At 71.0% G+C, this 21,290-nt stretch carries 16 protein-coding genes; 13 read left to right on the forward strand and 3 right to left on the reverse strand.

Annotated elements, in window-relative coordinates:
• Positions 1-64: 64 nt before the first annotated feature.
• The 8 genes from OG210_RS31265 to OG210_RS31300 all read left to right on the forward strand — a co-directional run bounded on the left by OG210_RS31265 (position 65) and on the right by OG210_RS31300 (position 11,302).
• A complete protein-coding gene (locus tag OG210_RS31265) occupies positions 65-1,672 on the forward strand; it encodes a FadD3 family acyl-CoA ligase (RefSeq protein WP_328323438.1) in 1,608 nt (535 codons plus the stop codon).
• A gap of 91 nt (positions 1,673-1,763) precedes the next feature.
• Positions 1,764-2,624: a MaoC/PaaZ C-terminal domain-containing protein gene (locus OG210_RS31270; protein WP_328323436.1), complete on the forward strand. Its 861-nt coding sequence runs from the start codon at positions 1,764-1,766 to the stop codon at positions 2,622-2,624.
• Positions 2,625-2,807: 183 nt separating this feature from the next.
• Positions 2,808-4,283, forward strand: coding sequence for an aldehyde dehydrogenase family protein (locus OG210_RS31275; RefSeq protein ID WP_328335285.1), 1,476 nt, complete (start codon positions 2,808-2,810; stop codon positions 4,281-4,283).
• 62 nt (positions 4,284-4,345) lie between these two features.
• Entirely contained in the window at positions 4,346-5,905 is a 1,560-nt protein-coding gene (locus OG210_RS31280; protein WP_328323434.1) for a GMC oxidoreductase, read from the forward strand.
• Entirely contained in the window at positions 5,902-7,092 is a 1,191-nt protein-coding gene (locus tag OG210_RS31285) for a glycine betaine/L-proline ABC transporter ATP-binding protein (RefSeq protein WP_328323432.1), read from the forward strand. The genes OG210_RS31280 and OG210_RS31285 overlap by 4 nt, the downstream gene beginning before the upstream one ends.
• Positions 7,093-7,147: 55 nt before the next feature.
• Positions 7,148-9,139, forward strand: a complete 1,992-nt coding sequence (locus OG210_RS31290) for an ABC transporter permease subunit (protein WP_328323430.1) — start codon at positions 7,148-7,150, stop codon at positions 9,137-9,139.
• 3 nt (positions 9,140-9,142) lie between these two features.
• Complete coding sequence (locus OG210_RS31295) at positions 9,143-10,150, forward strand: ABC transporter substrate-binding protein (protein ID WP_371539900.1); 1,008 nt, start codon at positions 9,143-9,145, stop codon at positions 10,148-10,150.
• 354 nt (positions 10,151-10,504) lie between these two features.
• Positions 10,505-11,302 (forward strand): VOC family protein, encoded by a 798-nt coding sequence (locus OG210_RS31300; RefSeq protein ID WP_328323425.1) that lies wholly within the window; start codon positions 10,505-10,507, stop codon positions 11,300-11,302.
• A 50-nt stretch (positions 11,303-11,352) separates the two neighbouring features.
• On the opposite strand, the gene OG210_RS31305 is transcribed toward OG210_RS31300, so the two are convergent.
• Both OG210_RS31305 and OG210_RS31310 read right to left on the reverse strand, forming a co-directional pair.
• Positions 11,353-11,910 carry a DUF3291 domain-containing protein gene (locus OG210_RS31305; RefSeq protein WP_328323423.1) on the reverse strand — a complete coding sequence of 186 codons (558 nt, stop codon included), beginning with the start codon at positions 11,908-11,910 and terminating at the stop codon, positions 11,353-11,355.
• Positions 11,911-12,165: 255 nt separating this feature from the next.
• The gene (locus tag OG210_RS31310; RefSeq protein ID WP_371539902.1) at positions 12,166-13,635 is read right to left on the reverse strand and encodes a glycoside hydrolase family 76 protein; all 1,470 of its coding nucleotides are present in this window, start codon (positions 13,633-13,635) and stop codon (positions 12,166-12,168) included.
• Between the two features lie 299 nt (positions 13,636-13,934).
• Here OG210_RS31310 and OG210_RS31315 point away from each other — a divergent pair, with 299 nt between their 5' ends.
• From OG210_RS31315 to OG210_RS31325, 3 genes are all read left to right on the forward strand, one after another.
• Positions 13,935-14,798, forward strand: a complete 864-nt coding sequence (locus OG210_RS31315; protein WP_328323419.1) for a universal stress protein — start codon at positions 13,935-13,937, stop codon at positions 14,796-14,798.
• 98 nt (positions 14,799-14,896) lie between these two features.
• Positions 14,897-17,296: a phosphoketolase family protein gene (locus OG210_RS31320; protein WP_328323417.1), complete on the forward strand. Its 2,400-nt coding sequence runs from the start codon at positions 14,897-14,899 to the stop codon at positions 17,294-17,296.
• A 174-nt stretch (positions 17,297-17,470) separates the two neighbouring features.
• Positions 17,471-17,950 (forward strand): DUF2867 domain-containing protein, encoded by a 480-nt coding sequence (locus OG210_RS31325; RefSeq protein WP_328323415.1) that lies wholly within the window; start codon positions 17,471-17,473, stop codon positions 17,948-17,950.
• 17 nt (positions 17,951-17,967) lie between these two features.
• Here OG210_RS31325 and OG210_RS31330 read toward each other — a convergent pair whose 3' ends face one another.
• The gene (locus OG210_RS31330; protein WP_328323413.1) at positions 17,968-18,429 is read right to left on the reverse strand and encodes an ATP-binding protein; all 462 of its coding nucleotides are present in this window, start codon (positions 18,427-18,429) and stop codon (positions 17,968-17,970) included.
• Between the two features lie 106 nt (positions 18,430-18,535).
• On the opposite strand from OG210_RS31330, the gene OG210_RS31335 reads away from it, so the two are divergent.
• On the forward strand, positions 18,536-19,381 hold the full coding sequence (locus OG210_RS31335) for a DUF5753 domain-containing protein (RefSeq protein ID WP_328323411.1): 846 nt from the start codon (positions 18,536-18,538) through the stop codon (positions 19,379-19,381).
• Positions 19,382-19,731: 350 nt separating this feature from the next.
• Positions 19,732-21,288: an ATP-binding protein gene (locus tag OG210_RS31340; protein ID WP_328323409.1), complete on the forward strand. Its 1,557-nt coding sequence runs from the start codon at positions 19,732-19,734 to the stop codon at positions 21,286-21,288.
• The last annotated feature ends 2 nt before the right edge of the window (positions 21,289-21,290 follow it).

The raw sequence follows: 21,290 nt of genomic DNA on the forward strand, positions 1-21,290 counted from the left end.
GCATTGGGCACCGAACATTCATTCCGAGCATCCATCCGAGAATTCCGACGGACGAGGGGTCTCCATGACACAGGACGAGCCGGCCCGCACCGTTCCCGGCGTGCTGGCCGCGACGGCCCGGAGCCACCCGGACACCGAGGCGCTCGTCGACGGCGGGACCCGGCTGACCTACGGCGAACTGGCCCTGCAGGTGCGGCGCGCCACCGCCGCCGTGATGGCGTCGGGTGTCGTCCCCGGTGACCGGGTGGCCGTCTGGGCCCCCAACGGCCACCGCTGGGTGGTGGCCGCACTCGGGGCGCTCGGCGCGGGAGCGGTGCTGGTGCCGGTGAACACCCGCTACAAGGGTGAGGAGGCGGGCTGGCTGCTGGCCAGGAGCGGGGCCAGGACCCTGTTCGTGGACAACGGCTTCCTGGGCCACGACTATCTCGGCTACCTCGGCGCGCTGCCCGGCGTCCCCGACACGGACGTACGCGGCCGGGGCCCTGTACCCGCGCTGCCCGGTCTGCTCGATGTGGTGCTCATCGGGGGCGACGTGGCCCCCGGGGCGCGCGGCTGGCAGGAGTTCCTGGCCGCGGGCGGGCCCGTGTCCGACGCGGCAGCCGACGCACGGGCCGCCGAGGTCGGCGAAGCGGACGCCTGCGACATGTTCTTCACCTCGGGCACCACCGGCAGGCCCAAGGGCGCGCTGACGGCACACGGCCAGAACATCCGCGCCTTCGACGCCTGGAGCGAGCGGGCCGGGCTGCGCCACGGCGACCGGTACCTCATCGTCAACCCCCTCTTCCATACCTTCGGTTACAAGGCCGGAGTCCTCGCCTGTCTGGGCCGGGCGGCCACGATGGTCCTCCAGCCGGTCTTCGACGTACGGGAGACACTGCGGCTGGTGAGCGAGGAGAGGGTGACCGTGCTGCCCGGTCCGCCCGCCATCTACACGTCGATCCTCGAACACCCGGACCGCCACGCGTACGACACCTCGTCCCTGCGCCTGGCCGTCACAGGCGCCTCGGTCGTGCCCGTCGCGCTGGTGGAGCGGATGCGGGAGGAGCTGAGGCTGACCGTACTCACCGCGTACGGGCTCACCGAGTCCTGCGGCATGGTCTCCATGTGCACCGCCGACGACGACGCGCGGACCGTCGCCGGGACCTCCGGCCGTGCCGTCGACGGCGTTGACCTCTCCGTGGTCGACGCGGCGGGCAACCCGCTCGGCCCCGGTGAGAACGGCGAGATCGTGGTGGGCGGATACAACGTGATGCGCGGGTACTTCGAGGACCCCGCAGCGACCGCCGAGGCCATCGACGCCCTGGGCCGCCTCCACACCGGCGACGTCGGGTGCCTCGACGCGGACGGCAATCTCACCGTCACCGGACGGCTGAAGGACATGTTCCTGGTCGGCGGCTTCAATGTGTACCCGGCCGAGGTCGAGCAACTGCTCGCGCGCCACGGGCAGATCTCCGAGGCGGCCGTCGTCGGGATACCGGATCCGAGGCTGGGCGAGGTGGGCCGGGCCTATGTCACGGCCCGGCCGGGCGAGCGGCCGGACCCCGCGGAGGTGATCGCCTTCTGCCGGGAGCGGCTGGCGAACTTCAAGGTGCCGCGCGAGGTCGTGGTGCTCGACCGGTTCCCGCGCAACGCCATGGGGAAAGTCCTCAAAACCGCCCTGGACAGGAGCTGACCGCCGTGTCCGCAGTCAAGAGGCAGCGCGACAGAGAGAGTTCACCCGGGAAATCCGCCGCCGTACCGGGAGCCGTACCGGGAGCCGCGGCGTGAGCGCGCCGCCGCGTACCCCGGCGGGTGCCTGGCGCGGCCGTGAACTGGGGGAGCGCACGGTCAGTTACGACGAGCGGGACGCGATCCTCTACGCCCTCGCCATCGGCGCCGACGCGACCGACCTGGACCTGGTCTTCGAGGAACGGCTGCGGGTGCTGCCCACCTTCGCGCTCACCCTCGCCCAGTGGGCGCCCGACGCACTCGGCTCGCTGGGCGCGTTCGACACCCGTACCGCGGTCCACGGGGCTCAGCGCCTCGAGGTGATGTCCCCGCTGCCGCGCTCCGGGAAGCTGTCCATGCGGGCGTACGTGAGCGAGGTGTGGGACAAGGGCTCGGCCGCGGTGTTCGAGGTCGTCGTGGTCAGCGACTGCTCCGTCGCCACCTGGTCGCTCTTCGCCCCGGGGCGCGGCGGGTTCGGCGGCGAACGCGGCCCGTCCGCACCGTCCGCCCCGCCGGAACCGCCCGACCACCGGGCCGAGGTGGCGACCGCCCCGAACCAGGCGGCGCTCTACCGGCTGCTCGGTGACCGCCACGCCATGCATATCGACCCGGACGCCGCACGGGCGGCCGGGCAGCCGAGGCCGTTCCTGCACGGGCTGTGCTCGATGGCGGCCGCGACGCTTCCCCTGGCGCGGGCGGCGGGCGCTCATCCGGCCGATCTGGTCCGCCTCGAAGGCCGGTTCGCGGCCCCGGTGTTCCCCGGGGACCGCCTCACGGCACACGCCTGGAATCCCCCGGGTACGGAACCGCCCGAGCCCTGGGCCGCGCACGCGAAGCCGCCCACGGAACTGCGCTTCGAACTGCTCGGCGGCGTCCGCTCGGTGGTGTCCGGGGGGCGGGCCGGGTTCAGTATCTGAGCGCACCGGCAGGAGAGCAGTGAGTGCACGGTGAGTGAGCCGGGTCACTTTCTGTTGATGTTCAGGCATAGGTAAAGGCCAATCGGGGAGGTGACCGGACCACTGGTGTGAACCAGTGGAATCAGTTCAGTGAGGAAAGGCAGAACACACGTGTCGGCAAGCGAGACCATTCATGTAGACGGGATGTGGCGGGGCGCCGCATCCGGCGCCACACGGGAGGTCCTCGACCCCGCCGACGCGAAGACCCTGCAAGTCGTCGCCGAAGGCGGCGCGCAGGACGCGGACGCCGCCGTACAGGCCGCGCACACCGCCTTCGCGGGTGGCCGGGGCGACTGGCCGCTGACGCCGGTGGCCGAACGCGCCGCGCTGCTGCGCCGGGTCGCCGGGCTGCTCCAGCGCGACCGCGAGGAGATCGCGCTCATCGAGAGCCGCGACACCGGCAAGACCCTGGAGGAGGGCCGGGTCGACGTCGACGACGTCACCAACGCCTTCCGGTACTTCGCCGATCTGGTGATGAACGAGAGCGGCGGCCGGGTCGTGGACGCCGGCTCGCCCGACGTCCACAGTGTCGTCGTCCATGAGCCGGTCGGCGTCTGCGCGCTGATCACGCCCTGGAACTACCCGCTGCTGCAGGCGAGTTGGAAGATCGCACCGGCGCTCGCCGCGGGCAACACCTTCGTCATCAAGCCCAGCGAGGTCACCCCGCTCTCCACCGTCCACCTGGTGAAGCTCCTGGCGGAGGCCGGTCTGCCCGCCGGAGTGGCCAACATCGTCACCGGCCCGGGAGTCCCCGTGGGGGCCAGGCTCGCGGAACACCCGCAGGTCGACTTGTTCTCCTTCACCGGGGGCCTCGCCAGCGGCACCACAGCCGCGAGTTCGGCCGTCGCCGGTGCGAAGAAGATCGCCCTGGAGCTGGGCGGCAAGAACCCCAATGTGGTCTTCGCCGACGCCTGCGCCACCGAGGAGGGCTTCGACACCGCCGTGGACCAGGCGCTGAACGCCGCCTTCATCCACAGCGGCCAGGTCTGCTCGGCCGGGGCCAGGCTCATCATCGAGGAGTCCGTCCGGGACCGCTTCGTCGCCGAACTGGCCCGCCGCGCCGAGCGGATCAAGCTCGGCCGCGGCACCGCCGAAGGCGTCGAGTGCGGGCCGCTGGTCTCCCAGCAGCAGCTCGACAAGGTCGAAGCGTACGTGGCGTCGGCTCTGGCCGAAGGGGCGCAGCTGCGCTGCGGCGGGCAGCGCCCCGAGCCGTCCGACGAGCGGCCCGCCACCGGTTACTTCTACGCGCCCACCGTCCTGGACGGCTGCCACCGCGGCATGAAGGTCGTCCGCGAGGAGACCTTCGGCCCGATCCTGACCGTCGAGACCTTCCGCGACGAGGAGGAGGCGGTGACACTGGCCAACGACACCGAGTACGGACTGGCCGGCGCCGTCTGGTCGGCCGACACCGCCCGCGCCCGCCGCGTCGCCGCCCGGCTGCGGCACGGCACCGTCTGGATCAACGACTACCACCCCTACCTCCCGCAGGCGGAGTGGGGCGGCTTCGGCAAGTCCGGCATCGGCCGCGAGCTGGGCCCCGCCGGCCTGGCCGAGTACCGCGAGTCCAAGCACATCTACGAGAACCTCCGGCCCGCACCGGTCCGCTGGTTCACGGGCTGACTGCCCGTCTGTTCGCAGCACCGCTTACCACCGTCAGCACTTTGCAGAAGGAGCAACGACTCATGCCTCCGGAGATCTCCACGGTCACCGCCGACTACGTCATCGTCGGCGGCGGCACCGCGGGTTCGGTGATCGCGTCCCGGCTCACCGAGGACCCCGCCGTCAGCGTCGTAGTCGTCGAGGGCGGCCCGACCGACATCGACCGCGACGACGTCCTCACCCTGCGCCGCTGGCTCGGCCTGCTCGGCGGCGACCTGGACTACGCGTACCCCACCACCGAGCAGCCCCGCGGCAACTCACACATCCTGCACAGCCGTGCCAAGGTGCTCGGTGGCTGTTCCTCGCACAACACCCTGATCTCGTTCAAACCGCTGCCCGGTGACTGGGACGAGTGGTCCGAGCACGGCGCGGCCGGCTGGGACGCGAAGTCCATGGACCCGTACTTCTCGAAGCTCCGCAACAACATCGTCGCGGTGGACGAGAAGGACCGGAACGCCATCGCCAGCGACTTCGTGGCAGCGGCCCAGCAGGCGGCCGGTGTCCCGCGCGTGGAGGGCTTCAACAAGAAGCCCTTCCACGAGGGCGTCGGCTTCTTCGACCTCGCCTACCACCCGGAGAACAACAAGCGCTCCTCCGCGTCGGTCGCCTACCTCCACCCGCACATCGAGGCCGGTGACCGGCCCAACCTCACGATCATGCTGGAGACCTGGGCCCACCGGCTCGAACTGGACGGTAACCGCGCCACCGGTGTCCACGTGCGCACCAAGGACGGCGAAGAGGTCCTGCTGCGGGCCGGCCGCGAAGTGCTGGTCTGCGCGGGCGCGGTGGACACACCGCGGCTGCTGATGCTGTCGGGCATCGGCCCGAAGCAGGACCTGGAAGCTCTCGGGATCCCCGTCCTGCACGACCTGCCGGGCGTCGGCGAGAACCTCCTCGACCACCCCGAGTCCGTCATCGTGTGGGAGACCGACGGGCCCATCCCGGAGAACTCGGCGATGGACTCCGACGCCGGACTCTTCGTCCGCCGCGACCCCGGATCGCGCGGCCCGGACCTGATGTTCCACTTCTACCAGATCCCCTTCACCGACAACCCGGAACGGCTGGGCTACGAGAAGCCCGAGCACGGCGTGTCGATGACACCCAACATTCCCAAGCCGCGCAGCCGCGGCCGCCTCTACCTCACCAGCGCCGACCCCGAGGTCAAACCGGCCCTGGACTTCCGGTACTTCACCGACGACGAGGACTACGACGGCCGGACGCTGGTCGACGGCATTCGCCTCGCCCGCGAGATCGCGAAGACCGAACCGCTCGCCCACTGGCTCAAGCGCGAGGTCTGCCCGGGCCCCGATGTGACGTCCGACGAGGACATCAGCGAGTACGCCCGCAAGGTCGCGCACACCGTCTACCACCCGGCGGGCACCTGCAGGATGGGTGCCCCCGACGACGCACTCGCCGTGGTCGACCCGGAGCTGCGGATCCGCGGACTGGACGGCATCCGTATCGCCGACGCCTCCGTCTTTCCGACGATGCCGTCGGTCAACCCCATGATCGGAGTCCTCATGGTCGGCGAGAAGTGCGCCGAACTACTGGCCGCCACCCCCGCCCAGGGAGGTACGGCATGACAGCGACCGGCACCCCAGCGGCCTCCGGCGACGCCGGACGGCACACCGGCGAACCGCCGGCTCCCGCATCGGACGCTGCGGCGGCACCGGCCGCACCCTCTGCATCTTCCGCACCTGCACCGGCTGACGAGAAGCGCGGCACCGTCTTCTCCGTACGCAATCTGTGGAAGGTCTTCGGCCCCCGCGCCGACCGGATACCCGGTGACAGCTCGCTGACCGGGCTGACCGGTGAGGAGCTGCGCAGTCGCACCGGCTGCACCGCCGCCGTGCGCGACGTCTCGTTCGACGTCCACGAGGGCGAGGTCTTCGTGGTCATGGGCCTGTCCGGCTCAGGCAAGTCCACGCTGGTGCGCTGTCTGACCCGGCTCATCGAGCCCACCAGCGGCGACCTCACCATGGACGGCGAGGACGTCCGCGCCATGGACAGGACCACGCTGCGTGAACTGCGCCGCCACCGCGCCGCCATGGTCTTCCAGCACTTCGGCCTGCTCCCGCACCGCACGGTCCTGGACAACGTCGCCTACGGGCTGGAGATCCAGGGCGTCGGCCGGGCCGAACGCCGCACCAAGGCAGCCGAGTTCATCGAGAAGGTCGGCCTGACGGGCCTGGAGCACCGGCGGCCGAGCGAACTCTCCGGCGGCCAGCAGCAGCGCGTCGGCCTGGCCCGCGCGCTCGCCGTGGACCCCGAAGTCCTGCTCTTCGACGAGCCGTTCAGCGCGCTCGACCCGCTCATCCGGCGGGACATGCAGCAGGAGGTCGTCCGGCTGCACAAGGACGAGGGCCGCACCATGGTCTTCATCACCCACGACCTGTCCGAGGCGCTGACCCTGGGCGACCGCATCGCGCTGATGCGCGACGGCCGGATCGTGCAGCTCGGCACGCCCGAGGAGATCGTCGGCTCGCCGGCCGACGACTACGTACGCGACTTCGTACGGGACGTGCCGCGCGAACAGGTCCTCACCGTCCGCAGGGCCATGCGTCCCGCACAGGGCGCCGAGGCCGCCGAGGGCGAGTCGGTGCCCTCCGGCACGCTCATATCCGACGCCATCGACACCGTCGTCCGCTCCGGAGGCGCCGTCCGCGTCGTCGAGGGGGACCGGTGCCTGGGCATCGTGGACCACGCCTGCCTGCTCGCCGTCGTGGCCCGTCTCGACGAGAGCCCGGCCGAGAGCGGAGTGGCCGCCTGATGCGTACGCACCAGGCGCCCGAGCGCCTGCTCCGCGCGGCCACCCGGAGGCGCGCATGACGACCGCCACCACCGCGCCCCTCAGCGCCGACAGCCCGGCCGCGCCCGGCAGAGCCGACAGGCTCCGCGCCGCGCTGCTCCACCGGGGGCCGGGCAAGCTCCTCGTGCTCGCCATTGCCGCCGCCGTACTGGTACCGATCGCGAACGCCGTCTGGGCCGGCGGACTGTGGCCCAGTGCGCTCACCGTGGACGTCTCGGCACCGCTGGGCCACGTCAGCGACTGGATCATCGACAACCGGGACACCCACCCGCTGTTCCTGTACTTCCTCGGCTATCTGAGCAACGCTGTGGTCATCGCCGTACGCGCCGTCTATCTGGTGCTGCTCGCCCTCGGCTGGACCGGAGTCACCGCCGCGGTCACCCTGGTGGCCTGGCGGGTGGCCGGATGGCGCATCGGCGCAACCGCGCTGGTCTCGCTCCTGGTCAGCGGAGTGCTGGACATGTGGGTGCCGACCATGCAGACGCTCGCGCTGATGGTGGTGGCCGTCATCGTGTCCGCCGTCGTCGGAGCGCTGCTGGGTCTGGCGGGCGGTCTCTCCGACCGGCTGTTCCGCATTCTGCGCCCGGTGCTCGACACCATGCAGGTGCTGCCGGCCTTCGCGTATCTGCTGCCTGTGGTCCTGGTGTTCGGCATCGGTGTCCCGGCCGCCCTGCTCGCCACCGTCGTCTACGCGGCGCCGCCGATGGCGCGGCTCACGGCGCTCGGGCTGCGCGGCGCCGACGTCGGAGTCCTGGAAGCCGTCGCCTCGCTCGGTTCCACCGCACGCCAGCGGCTGGTCACCGCCCGGCTGCCGCTGGCCCGCAAGGAGCTGCTCCTCGGCCTCAACCAGACCATCATGATGGCGCTCTCGATGGTCGTCATCGCCTCACTCATCGGAGCCGCCGGTCTCGGCGACCGCGTCTACCAGGCGCTGGCCTCCGTGGACGTCGGCGGGGCGCTGGCCGCGGCCATCCCGATCGTGCTCCTCGCCATCGTGATGGACCGCACCACCGCCGCGGCCGGAACCCGCCTCGGCAGCGAGCCCTCCGGGCCCGCCGCCCTGCGGGGCTGGCGCGGCTGGGCTGTCGTAGCCGCCGGCACCGCCGTCGTCGCGGTGGCCGGCCGGCTGGCCGGCTCCACGCTCTGGCCCACTGGAACCACCGTGGCCATCGCACGGCCCGTCAACGACTTCAAGGAGTGGATGGTCAACCACCTCTACTCCGGAGTGCCCGTCGTCGGCGGCACCGCCGACTGGGCCGCGCACTTCACCTCCTGGATCCTGGACCCGCTCAGGGACGGGCTGACCGGGCTGCCCTGGTGGGGCGCCCTGCTGATCGTCGCCGCCCTGGCCTGGCTGATCGGCACCTGGCAGACCGCACTGACCGCGGTACTCGCGCTCTGCGCCATCGGCGTCCTCGGCATGTGGAAGCCGTCCATGGACACGCTCTCCCAGGTCCTGGCCGCGCTGGTCGTCACACTCGTCATCGGGTTCGCCGTCGGGATCCTCGCCGCGGGCAGCCGCCGCGCCGAGGCCGTACTGCGCCCGGTCCTCGACGTCATGCAGACCATGCCGCAGTTCGTGTATCTCATCCCGGTGGTCGCGCTCTTCGCCGTGGGCCGCGCCCCGGCCGCCGCCGCTGCGGTCGTCTACGCGCTCCCCGCCGTCGTCCGCATCACCACCCAGGGCCTGCGCCAGGTCGACCCGGCAGCGGTGGAGGCCGCCCGGTCGCTCGGCGCCACCCGGCTGCAGACGCTGCGCCAGGTCCAGCTGCCGCTGGCCCGCCCGGCGCTGCTGCTGGCTGTCAACCAGGGCGTGGTCCTCGTACTCGCCGTGGTCATCATCGGCGGCCTGGTGGGCGGCGGGGCCCTCGGCTACGACGTCGTCACCGGCCTGGCCACGGGCGACCTCGCCATCGGCCTCGTCGCGGGCGTGGCCATCGTCTGCCTCGGCCTGATGCTCGACCGCCTCACCCAGCCCACCGAACGCCGCACCCGGAAGGGGGCCTGAGCCGTGACCCGTACACGCACCCGTGGCGCACGCCGCGCCACGACCGCCCTCGCCGCCCTGGCGTCCGGCGCCCTGCTGGTCTCGCTCAGCGGCTGCGGAGCCGCCGACATGACGAAACAGGCCTCGCCCTTCGCCGCGGCCAAGGGCGCCAAGTCCGTCACGCTTTCCGTGCAGAGCTGGGTCGGCGCACAGGCGAACGTGGCCGTCGCCAAGTATCTGCTCGAGCACCGGCTCGGCTACCGCGTCGACACCGTCCAGGTGGACGAGATCCCCGCCTGGGACGCGCTCAGCCAGGGCCGTGTCGACGCCATCCTGGAGGACTGGGGCCACCCCGACCAGGAGAAGCGGTACGTCAAGGACAAGAAGACGATCACCGCGGGCGGCGACCTGGGGGTCACCGGCCACATCGGCTGGTTCGTCCCGAATTACTGGGCGGACAAGCACCCGGATGTCACCGACTGGAAGAACCTCAACAAGTACGCCAGTCAGCTGCGTACGGCGGAGAGCGGCAGCAAGGGCCAGCTCATGGACGGTTCGCCGTCCTATGTCACCAACGACAAGGCCCTGGTGAAGAACCTCAAGCTGAACTACGACGTGGTCTTCGCGGGGTCCGAGGCCGCGCAGATCACCCAGATCCAGCAGTTCGCCAAGGAGAAGAAGCCCTTCCTCTCCTACTGGTACGAGCCGCAGTGGCTCTTCAACCAGGTACCGATGAAGGAGGTCAAGCTCCCTCCGTACACCGCGAAGTGCGCGGACAAGGGGGTCAAGGACCCGAAGTCCATCGACTGCGCCTATCCGTCGACGCCTCTGCAGAAGTACTTCAACACCGATTTCACCAGGACGGGCGGCGCCGCCGCGACCTTCCTGAAGAAATTCAAGTGGACGAAGAACGACCAGAACAAGGTCTCCGCGATGATCGCCTCGCAGGGACTCTCGGCCGACGAGGCGGCCAAGCGCTGGGTGGACCAGAACCCGGACATCTGGAAGAAGTGGCTCCCGGGCAAGAAGTGACAGGACGTCATGCCGCCGGTCCGCAGGGTCCGGCGGCATGACGGCTGCGGCCGCCACACCTCTGCAGGTGTGGCGGCCGTCTTGTGTGCTGAGTGGCTCTGTCTGATGCCGGCGGAGCCCGGCCGGCCGTGGTCCGCACAGGCCCGCGGCCGGCGGGACTGGGCCGTACGGGTGGGAGCCGGGAGCCGTCCGCACGGCTTGGGCACCGTTCCGGTTTCGGTGTCCTGGCCACCCCGGTACCCATGGGGACAACAGTCAGTGGCTGCCGTGCCCATCGGGGGCGAGAGGGATTCCGAGGGATCCCCGGGCCGTGGACGGCCGGCCCACCACCACGCGTACACCGGAGGATCTCCCGTGCTGACGACCCACTTCGTCCCAGGCGCGCCGAACTGGCTCGACCTCGGCGCCCCCGACGTCGACGCAGCTGTCGCCTTCTACACCGGCGTATTCGACTGGACCTTCCGGTCGGCGGGCCCCGAGGCGGGCGGCTACGGCTTCCTCCAGAAGGGCGGCAGGACCGTCGCGGCCGTCGGCCCGCTGATGGAGGGCGCGAGCTCCGCCTGGACGGTCTACTTCCACACGTCCGACGCCGACGCCACCGGCCGCGCGGTCGGGCAGGCCGGTGGCACGGTCCGCGTCCCGGCGACGGACGTCTTCACCGCCGGCCGGATGGCGGCCTTCACCGACTCGACAGGCGCCGACTTCGCCGTCTGGCAGCCGGGCGACGTACAGGGTCTGGAAACCGTCATGGAGCCGGACGCGATGTGCTGGACGGAGCTGCACACCACCGACGCGGCAGCGGCGAAGGCCTTCTACCGTGCGATTTTCTCCTGGGACTACCAGGACATGTCCATGGGGGAGGGCATGGTCTACACCGTCGTGTCCACGCCCGGCGGCGGCAAGGGCGACGACACCAGCCACGGCGGCATCATGCAGCTGCCGAAGGAGAACGCGGAGGCCGGTGCGGGATCGGAGTGGCACCCGTACTTCGGCGTCGAGGACTGCGACGCCACCTTCGCCGCGGCCACCGGACGCGGCGCCACGGTCCTGATGGCGCCGACCAACGCCGCGGGAGTCGGCCGGCTGGCCATGCTCCGGGACCTGAACGGCGCCGTGTTCGCGCTGATCAAGGGCGATCCTTCGATGACCTGACCTTTCGATCGAGGCGTTCGACAGCGACCCCAGTCGTTGAGGCCTCCTTGTCAGTGGACCTGGTCGCGCTTCGGCCCGATGCCTGTGATCCGGGCCGGAGTTCCGTCCGGGGCGAATGAGTGGTGGAAGGTGAAGGCGTGCGGCGCGGAGCCGTGGTCGCGGAGGTGTTCCAGCCTGGAAACCCCGTGCTGCCAGGTGGGTATCACGTCGTCGGAGACCCACCAGAACACGTAATTCGGCTGTCCTGTCCTCTCGAACCAGTCGTAACGCCTGTTCAGTGCCTCACGGTGCAGGCCGGTGTAGATGGCGTCGAAGGCGGGGCGCAGGCCGGTCCAGAGTGAGAGGGTCGCGGCCAGGGCGGTGGTCTCCACCGTATGGCCCTTGCCGTACCAAGCCGGTACGGCGAACTCTCCCCATGCACCCCAGTCCGCCTCGAAGAGCCCGCCCCGGTCACTGTCTGCCGGTTCAGCACGCGCGAGGTATCCGGGGTGCTGGCTGATCTTCCGGTAGACGGCCTCACCCATGTCGTAGAACTCGCGGGTGAGAGGCGCGGGATCGGCGAGAGGTGACTTCAGGACGCCGAATGTGTACAGCGCAAGATGGGGCATGCATCTCTCCCTGGTTGGGGTGCCTGGTGTGCAACCGGTTCCGTGGCTTGCGCAGGGGGGGCGAGGGTTTGTGGGGCGTGTCCAACTCAGCCCGTCGCGAGTGGCTCAGTCTGAAGGAACCCCCGTGCGGCCGTGGGTGATTGCCGAGGACCAGGTGAAGGTAGCTGACTCCGCGGGCCATGTCGACGTTGCGTTTTCCCTGGCCAAGTGCCCTCCTGTGCCGGTCCTTTCGGGAGTTGGGGCCCCGGCCCGTCCTCAGCTCGCGGGAGCCGCGTTGAGCAGGTCGAGCGTGCTCTGCTGGCAGCCGTAGTCCGGCGTTCCGGCCCACGGGCCGTTCCAGTGCGGCCCGTACATGTCGAGCGCGTTGCGGTCCTTGCTGTGGGCGGCGTCCGCCCACCGGTTCAGCGGCGTGCTGTACGGGTGGTCCGACAGCTCTCCGTTGAGCTTGCCGAGCCCCCGGACGTAGGCCCCCTTGAAGGAGGGACCGTCACCGGTGCAGCCGTCGGACTCACCGGGCTCACGCAGCACGCCGTCGGTCTCCAGCCGGGTGGTGGAGGCATCGGCCAGGGTCCGCGCGGTGTCCAGGAGCGAGTTGTCGCCGGTGGCCCGGTGCAGCTCGGTCAGTCCGCCGAGGATCACGCCCTGGTTGTATGTCCAGGTCTGCTGGCCGTTGTTGGAGCAGGCGTCGGTCAGACCGTCGTTGATCAGGTGGTCCGAGTTGATCATGCCGCTGGCGCTGAACCACGACCACTCGTTCTTCGCCCGGTCCAGATAGGTGGAGTCGCCGGGGATGCGGTTGTGCAGCGCGGCGTTGAGCTGGAGGAACAACTCGTTGGTGATCGCGTTCTTGTAGGTCTTGTTCTCGTTCCACAGCACCCCGCCGCCGCAGGTGCCCGTCCAGTTGGCGAACATGTGGTCGGCGTCGGCACGTGCGGTGTTCAGGTAGCGGCTGTCACCGGTCAGGTCGTACGCGGCGACCCAGGCCAGTCCCCACCAGCCGGTGTCGTCGAGGTAGTCGTTGGTGAAGTTGCCGCCCTGCGCCCCGATGTTCTTGTCGTAGGTGCTGGAGACGGCGTATTTGTAGCTGGGCATGCCGCTGGTACGGATGTTGTCGATGACGGCCGTCAGCGCGTTGGCGCTGGTCCACCAGCCGTTGCCGCCGAACAGACCGGTGTTCCGGTCGAACGACATCATCAGCGCGGTCGCGGCGGCGGTGCTCCTGCTGCCCGCGTTCCAGTCCGTGCGTGCCCACTCCGTACAGGCGATCTCGGCCCGGTCCCCGGCCTTTCCGCAGGCCCGGAGTGCGCCTACGCCGGCCGAGTTCCAGTCGTCGACGTTGTACATCTGGGTGCGCCAGCCGCCTGATCCCGAAGGGATCCTGGTGTCGCCCAGCTTGCTGCCCGACGACCAGGTCCTGCCGCCGTCGAAGGAGCGGTCCAGCCAGACCTCGTCCCCGGCACTGCCGTTGTCGATGGAGGCCCAGCCCATGACATCGTTGTCATCGATGTGCAGAGCGATGGTGCGCGAGTAGATCGAGGTGGTGACGGGCGTTCGGCCCTTCGTCGCCGTGGCGGGGTCCCGGGCGTCGCAGTACTTGTTGCAGATCGCTCCCTGGGTCTCGGCGGGGGTCGTCCGTACGCTCGCGGATGCCGCCTGCGGAAGGGAGCCGAGGAGCAGGCACGACAGTGCGGCGAGGAGGGTCAGTCGTCTGGATGTGGGGGACATGTGGGCCTTCCGGTGCGGGGGTGGGGACCGTCGGGGCGGCGCCCGGAGCGGGGCGGGCGAACAAAGTATCAGGTTCATGTCAAGATCTGACCCGTGCCGCACGACGGCTCCACGGACGGCCGCTGCGTTTGCGGGGGTGTGTCACTCGCGCCGAGAATCGGACGCAGTACGGACCGCCCCTGTCCCGGGCACCGGGGCCGCGAGCGCGGCCGGCCGTGTCCGGGGCCCCGCCACGACAGCGCGCGGGGACGACCGGCGGCGGGAACCGGTGGAATCCGCGCCGAGAACGGAGCACGGCTATGAAGCCGATCGTCACCGTGGGCCTGGACAGCAGGGCCGAGTCGCTCTCCACGGCCCGCTGGGCCGCGCGCGAGGCGCAGTCGCGCGGCGCGGTGCTGCGCATCCTGCACGCACGGGCGGCGCGTTCCGGCGGTCCGGACCGGCCGGCGGACGGGGGCGGTGAGGACGAGCTGCCCCGGTGGATCATGGAGCGGGCGCGCACTGTCGTGGACGAGCGCTGTCCCGGACTGCCCGTCACCGAGGAGCTGAGTGAAGGTGACCCGGTGGCGTCCCTGCTGGAAGCGGCGGGCGATTCGCAGGCGGTGGTGCTCGGCTCCCGGGACATGGCGCCACTGGCCAGTTACTACCTGGGCGACATCGGCCTGAAGGTGCTGGCACGCGCCGACACCCCGGTCGTTCTCGTCCGGGCGCGGGAAGCCACCGGACCGGTGGCGGAGGACGGCGCGGTCGTGCTGGGCCTTTCGCTGCACGGGCCGTGCGAGGCGCTGTGCGAGTTCGCCTTCGACATCGCCGCCAGGCGCGGCGTCCTGCTGCGTGCGGTGCACGGCAGAAGCCTTCCGGAGCACGCGTACGGCCGGAGCGGAGTCGATTCGCGGGTCTCCGGGCGCACGACCGAGCGCGCCCAGCTGGAGCTCGGCGAAGCACTGCGGCCCTGGCGGGAGAAGTTCCCGCAGGTCCGCACGGCCGAGAAGGTACGTATGGAGAGCCCCGCCCACGCCGTCGTACGGGGCGCCACGGGTGCGGGGCTGCTGGTCGTGGGGCGCCGCAGAAGCCGGCCCGCGCTGTCGCCGCCGGTCGGCCACGCCCTGTCCTCGGCGGTGCACCACGCGCCGTGCCCGGTGGCAGTCGTCCCGCACGACTGAGCGGACACGACTGAAGCGGATGCGTCTCTCACACGGATACGTCTCACACGGATACGTCTCTCGCACAGCTACGTATGACCCAGGAGGCAGCGAGCGCCATGCCCGAGACCAGTACGGAAGCACCGGCCGTGGTCACCGACGAGGAACTCGCGTCACTGGTCGCCCACTGGCGGGCCGCCAACTACCTGGCGGTCGGCCAGATCTACCTCCTGGACAATCCGCTGCTCACCGAGCCACTGCGGCCGGAACACATCAAACCCCGGCTGCTCGGCCACTGGGGCACGTCACCCGGACTGAACCTGGTCCACACGCACCTGAACCGCGTCGTCAAGGCGCGCGGCCAGGACACGGTGTGCGTCTGGGGGCCCGGACACGGCGGCCCGGCCGTACTGGCCAACTCGTGGCTGGAGGGCAGCTACTCCGAGACGTACCCGGACATCGGCCGGGACGCGGCGGGCATGGCCCGGCTCTTCCGCCAGTTCTCGTTCCCCGGCGGCGTACCCAGCCATGTCGCGCCCGAGACGCCGGGCTCCATCCACGAGGGCGGGGAACTGGGCTACTCGCTGTCCCACGCGTACGGCGCGGCTTTCGACAACCCGGATCTGCTGGTTGCCTGTGTCATCGGTGACGGCGAGGCGGAGACCGGCCCGCTCGCCGCGTCGTGGCACTCCAACAAGTTCCTCGACCCGGTGCACGACGGCGCCGTCCTGCCGATCCTGCACCTGAACGGATACAAGATCGCCAATCCGGCGGTGCTGGCACGCATTCCCGGAGCGGAGCTGGACGAACTGCTCCGCGGCTACGGCCATGACGTCCTGCACGTCACCGGCGCCGATCCGGACACCGTCCACCGGGCCATGGCCGAGGCGATGGACACCGCCCTGGACCGTATCGGCCTCATCCAGCGTGCCGCCCGCGAGGAGGGCAGCACCGCCCGCCCGCGCTGGCCCGTGATCGTGCTGCGTACGCCCAAGGGCTGGACCGGCCCCGTGAGCGTCGACGGGCTGCCGGTCGAGAGCACCTGGCGGGCCCACCAGGTGCCGCTGCCCGGTGTCCGGGAGAATCCGGAGCACCTCAGGCAGCTGGAGATGTGGCTGCGCTCCTACCGGCCGGAGGACCTCTTCGACACCGCTGGGCGGCCACGGGCCGGGGTTCTGGCCTGCGTCCCCGACGGGCCCCTGCGCCTCGGCGCCAACCCGCACACCAACGGCGGGCTGCGCCTGCTCGACCTGCCGGTACCGCCGCTGGAGGAGTACGCGGTGGACGTCGCGCGGCCCGGCGCGAACATGCACGAACCGACCCGCGTACTCGGCGATCTGCTGGAGGCGGTCATGGCCGCCACCGCGGAGCGCCGCGACTTCCGCGTGGTGGGGCCCGACGAGACCGCGTCCAACCGGCTCCAGGCCCTGTACGGGGCCACCGGAAAGGCCTGGCAGGCGGAGACGCTCGGCGTCGACGAGCACCTGGACCGGCACGGCCGGGTCCTGGAGATCCTGTCCGAACACACCTGCCAGGGCTGGCTGGAGGGCTATCTCCTCACCGGGCGGCACGGGCTCTTCTCCTGCTACGAGGCCTTCGTCCATATCGTCGACTCGATGGTCAACCAGCACATCAAGTGGCTGAAGGTGTCCCGCACCCTGCCCTGGCGCCGCCCCATCGCCTCCCTCAACTACCTGCTCACGTCGCATGTCTGGCGCCAGGACCACAACGGCTTCTCCCACCAGGACCCCGGCTTCGTCGACCACGTACTCAACAAGTCCCCGGAAGTCGTACGCGTCTACCTCCCGCCGGACACCAACACCCTGCTCTCCGTCGCCGAACACGTCCTGCACAGCCGGGATTACGTGAATGTCGTCGTGGCGGGCAAACAGCCCTGCTTCGACTGGCTCACCCTCGATGAGGCACGTGCCCACTGCGCGCGCGGGGCCGGGGTCTGGGAGTGGGCGGGTACCGAGCGGGAGGGCGAGGAGCCCGATGTCGTGCTGGCCTGCGCGGGCGACGTCCCCACCCAGGAGGTGCTGGCCGCCGCCCTGCTGATCCGCCGTCACCTGCCGGGTCTCGCGGTACGCGTGGTCAACGTGGTCGACCTGGCCCGGCTGCTCCCCGAATCGGAGCACCCGCACGGGCTGTCCGGCAGGCAGTACGACGCGCTCTTCACCCGCGACAAGCCGGTGATCTTCGCGTACCACGGCTATCCGTGGCTGATCCACCGTCTCGCCTACCGCCAGGCCGGTCACGCGAACCTGCACGTACGCGGCTACAAGGAGTCCGGGACCACGACCACCCCCTTCGACATGGTGGTCCGCAACGACCTGGACCGCTACCGGCTGGTCCTGGACGTCATCGACCGCGTCCCCGGTCTCGCGGTACGCGCCACCCATGCCCGCCAGGCCATGGAGGACGCCCGCCTCAGGCACCACGCGTGGATCCGCGAGCACGGCACCGACCTCCCCGAGGTGGCCGACTGGACCTGGCAGCCCCTGCCCCTGGGCGACTGAGCCATTCCCGCGGACCGGCACCTGGGGCGTTTCCGCGGACCGGAACCTGGGACATTCCCGCGGATCACGCCGTGTCCGTGGGCTCCGGGCGGCACAATCGGTGGCGCCGGACGAGGCCCCGGTGCCGTCGGGGCCGGCCCGTCCGTCCCAGCCGCTGTGGAAGGGGCCCTTCTGATGACAACTCCTCGCGTGCGCCGGGTGGAAGTGCCGCAAGCGGCCCGGCCCGCCGGAGAGTTCGCCACGGCCGACTACGCATCCGCCTTCGAACTGCCCTCCCGGCAGCCGCGCTCCCGGACACCGGAGCAGTGGGCACGAGCCACCTTCGAGGACGCTCCGCCCGCTGTGCGGTGGATCCTGCTGCGGGGCTGGACACTCGTACTCGGGCTGCGGATGGGACCGAGGCCGTCGCCGGAACACGTCCTCGGCTGGCTGGTCTCGGAATCCGGCTCCGGATCGGTGACCCTCGAAGCGCGTTCGCCGCTGGTCGCCACCCGCAATGTCGTGGTGGTGAACGGCTCCGGCGTCGTGTGGGTGACCTTCGTGCGCTTCAACCGGCCTGTCTCCCGGCTGGTGTGGGCCGCGGCTGCGCCCGTTCACCACCTGGCGGTGCCCTATCTCCTCGGCCGGGCCGACCGCTCCCGTACCGCTGCCTAGGCTGCCGCCGCCAGGAGTCAGACGTCGGCCCAGACCAGCCGGCCGCCGTCCTCCTGGCAGGTGCCCCAGGCGGCGGCCAGGGCGGTGACGATGAGCAGACCGCGGCCGCGTTCCGACAGGCCGGTCCGGGCTGCGTCGTCCTGGTCGGTCTCGTATGCCGGCGGCCGGCGCTGGGCCGGGATGCCGTCGCCGCCCGCGTCCCACACCTGGATTCTTATCCGGGAGCAGGTGCGCCGCAGGCAGCAGCGCACCGTCGCGGACCGGGCGCTGTAGCGGACGGAATTGGTGACGAGTTCGGACACCAGCAGGACGGCGGTCTCCGTCCGCTCCTCCGGTTCGCCCCAGGCCAGCATGGCGTCGCGGACACGCTGCCGGGAGTCGGTGACCCCCTCGGGTATGCGCGGCGTCGACCAGCGGTAGGCGGAGTCGTCCCTGTCGTCGGAGTACGCCTCAGTGGCGTCACCATCGAATTCAGACATATATGCACTATCGGCATGTTCGGCATACTCTGCAACTGTCAGAGTGTGAATCACACAGAATGTGACACGACGGCTGCCCGGTTTCACCGCGAAGGAGATGGACGCCGTGAGAGCCCGCTCAGGTCCGACCCTGGAGCACCGTGTCGTCGCGGAACAGCTGCGCCTGGCCCGGGAGCGCGCCGGCTGCGGCCTCGCGGCGGTCGCCGCCGCGCTGGGCCTGTCCGAGGCCACTGTGCGGCGCATCGAGCGGGCGGAGACCGCTCTGGACGCCGGGCAGGTCCGGGACCTCCTGGCGTACTACAACCACCCCGAGGACGACGCCCGGCGGATCAGGGACAGCCTGGCCAGGGCGAACGAGCCCGGATGGTGGCACCGCTGGCGTGACGTCCTGCCCGCCTGGCAGCGTGACGTCATCGGTATCGAGTCGTCGGCCGGGGTGATCCGGATGTGGCACCCCGCGCTGGTCCCCGACCTGCTGCGGACCCCCGGTTACGCCGCCGCCGTCGAGGCGGTCCGGCATCCGCAGGCGCCGCCCGCCGTACGGGCCCGGCGTGCGGAGTTCCTCCGGGCCCGGCAGGAGCGGTTCCGCGAGCGGGGCGCGGTCCTGTGGGGGCTGATCCCGGAGGCCGCCCTGCACACCTGTGTCGGCTCCCCGGATGTCATGCGGGAGCAGCTGGACGCCCTGCGGCGGGCGACCGCCCGCCCGAACATCACCCTTCAGGTGATGCCGCTGACGGCCGGGCCGCACGCGCTGACCGGCGCCCCGCCGCTGGAGCTGCTGCGGCTTCCGGTCCCGGAGGTCCCGGATCACGCCGTCGTCGGAGGTCCGGGCGGCGAGGCCGCCGTCACCCATGACCGCGCGGCTGTCTCCGCGTACCGGATGCTCATGGACTCCGCCTGCGGCGCGGCGCCGGCCGCGGGTACCGAGCTGCCCGCCCTGTTCCTGTCCTGAGCCGGGAGACATCGCCGAACGTACTGGCGCGAACACGTGTGGTGCCCGGAGCGGTCGATGTCGGCCGAGCTGGCCGGGGTGGCTGAAAACAGCCCTGAGGACACGCAAGGCGACTATACGATCTCGCTAAGTCGCCCGGTAGGCGGACGACGTACGTCCAGTTACGTGTAGTGCGGGGTGAAAGCCTGTCAGAGTGGCGACGGACGACGCCAGTACGGGTCGTCGGGCCGTGGTCGCCGCATCGGCCTGTTGTGCCGTGACACCCCCCGTGAGGCCGCGACTCTCCCCCATTCGAGCAGCGGATCCCAGCCAGATCGAAGCCGATTCAGAAGTCGATTCAAAGGTTCTCCATGGCCCGTTCCCCCGCGTCCGTCCCCCCACCACGCCGGACGCAGTACCTCTGGCCGACGGTTCTGAGCCTCGCGCTCATCACGTTTGCCGCCCCCGTGGTGCCCCTGGCGGCCGGCAGCACCGCCGGCCCCGTCGTTCTCGTGCTGTACCTCGTCGCGGCCCTGGCCGTGCTCACGCTCCTGGTGAGACTGCGCGGGCAGCACAGAGCCGCCGAGGCCGGGGCGGCCCGCTCTCTTCGTGAGGCCGGGGAACAGGCCGACCGGACGGCGCTCCGCGACAACGAGTGGCGCCGCCGGGCGCAGCAGCAGAGCGACCTGGTCCAGGCCGAGGTCGAGCACGCCGTCAAGGAACGGCTCCCCGCAGCCCTGGCCGGCCGGGAGGACCCGGGCTCTTCGAACGCGGCCTGGCCGCTGGACGAGAGCGTGGCCGGCCTGTTGGACCGGCTGCTCGGCGAGGTGCGCGACGCAGTCGAGTACCGCGAGGAGTCGCAGCGGCTGGCCCTGGTCGAGCTCGCGAGCCGGGTCCAGACCTCCGCACACCGGATCCAGGCCGCGGTGACGGGTATCGCCGACCGGTACCCCGGCGACGCCGAACTCCTCGAATCCACCATGCGGGTGGACCACGCGGCGACCCAGCAGGCCCGGCACGCCCAGAGCCTCAAGGTGCTGTGCGGCGAATGGCCGGGACAGCAGTGGCAGAAGCCGCTGGCCCTGGTCGACGTGGTGCGGGCCGCGTCGGGACGGATCGTCGCCTTCACCCGTATCGAGGTGACGGGCGACCCGGACGTGGGGATCGCGGCGCCCGTCGTCGAGCCGCTGATCCATCTGCTGGCGGAACTGCTGGCCAACGCGACCGAGTACTCGCCGCCGAGCACCGCGGTACCGGTCACCGTGCGGACCGTGCAGCGCGGGGCTGTCATCGAAGTGGACGACGGCGGTCTGGGCATGGACGAGCACCGGCTCTCCGAAGCCCGCGAAGTCGCTTCGGGCCGCAGGCTCCTGGGTGTCGGCGATGTCGGCGAGATCCCGCAGACCGGCTTCGCGGTGGTGGGGCGTTTCGCCCAGCGCCACGGGTTCCGCGTCGACCTGGGGCCCTCCCCGTACGGCGGCGTCCGCGGCGTGGTGCTGATCCCCACCCACGTACTGGAAGCGATCGATCCGCCCGGTTCGCCCGCGGACCGTTCCGACGTTCAGCGTCCGTCCGTCCCTGCCACCGGGGCGGGGCAGCCGCCCACCGTCCCGGGGCAGAGCTCGCAGAGCCCCGAGATCCCCGCCGAACCGCCGGTGCAGCAGGCCATTCCGCTGTACGAGCAAGGCAGCGAGCGGACCAGGCGCCTCCCACGCCGGCGGTCGCGCCGCGACGAGTACCGCCCGTCCGAAGGGCCGCCGGACGAGCCCCCGGCCGGCTCCATGTCCTCGGCCACCCCGGACGAGGCGGGCGACTGGATGGAGCAGTTCTTCGAGGGCGGCCGGTCCGCACCCGAACCCGGCTCCGACCAGGACGGTCGCGACGGTTCTTCCCCCAACACCCCCGATTCCGCAGAAGGACAGGCCTGAGC

This window comes from Streptomyces sp. NBC_00466 (genome assembly GCF_041433995.1).
GTDB lineage: Bacteria > Actinomycetota > Actinomycetes > Streptomycetales > Streptomycetaceae > Streptomyces.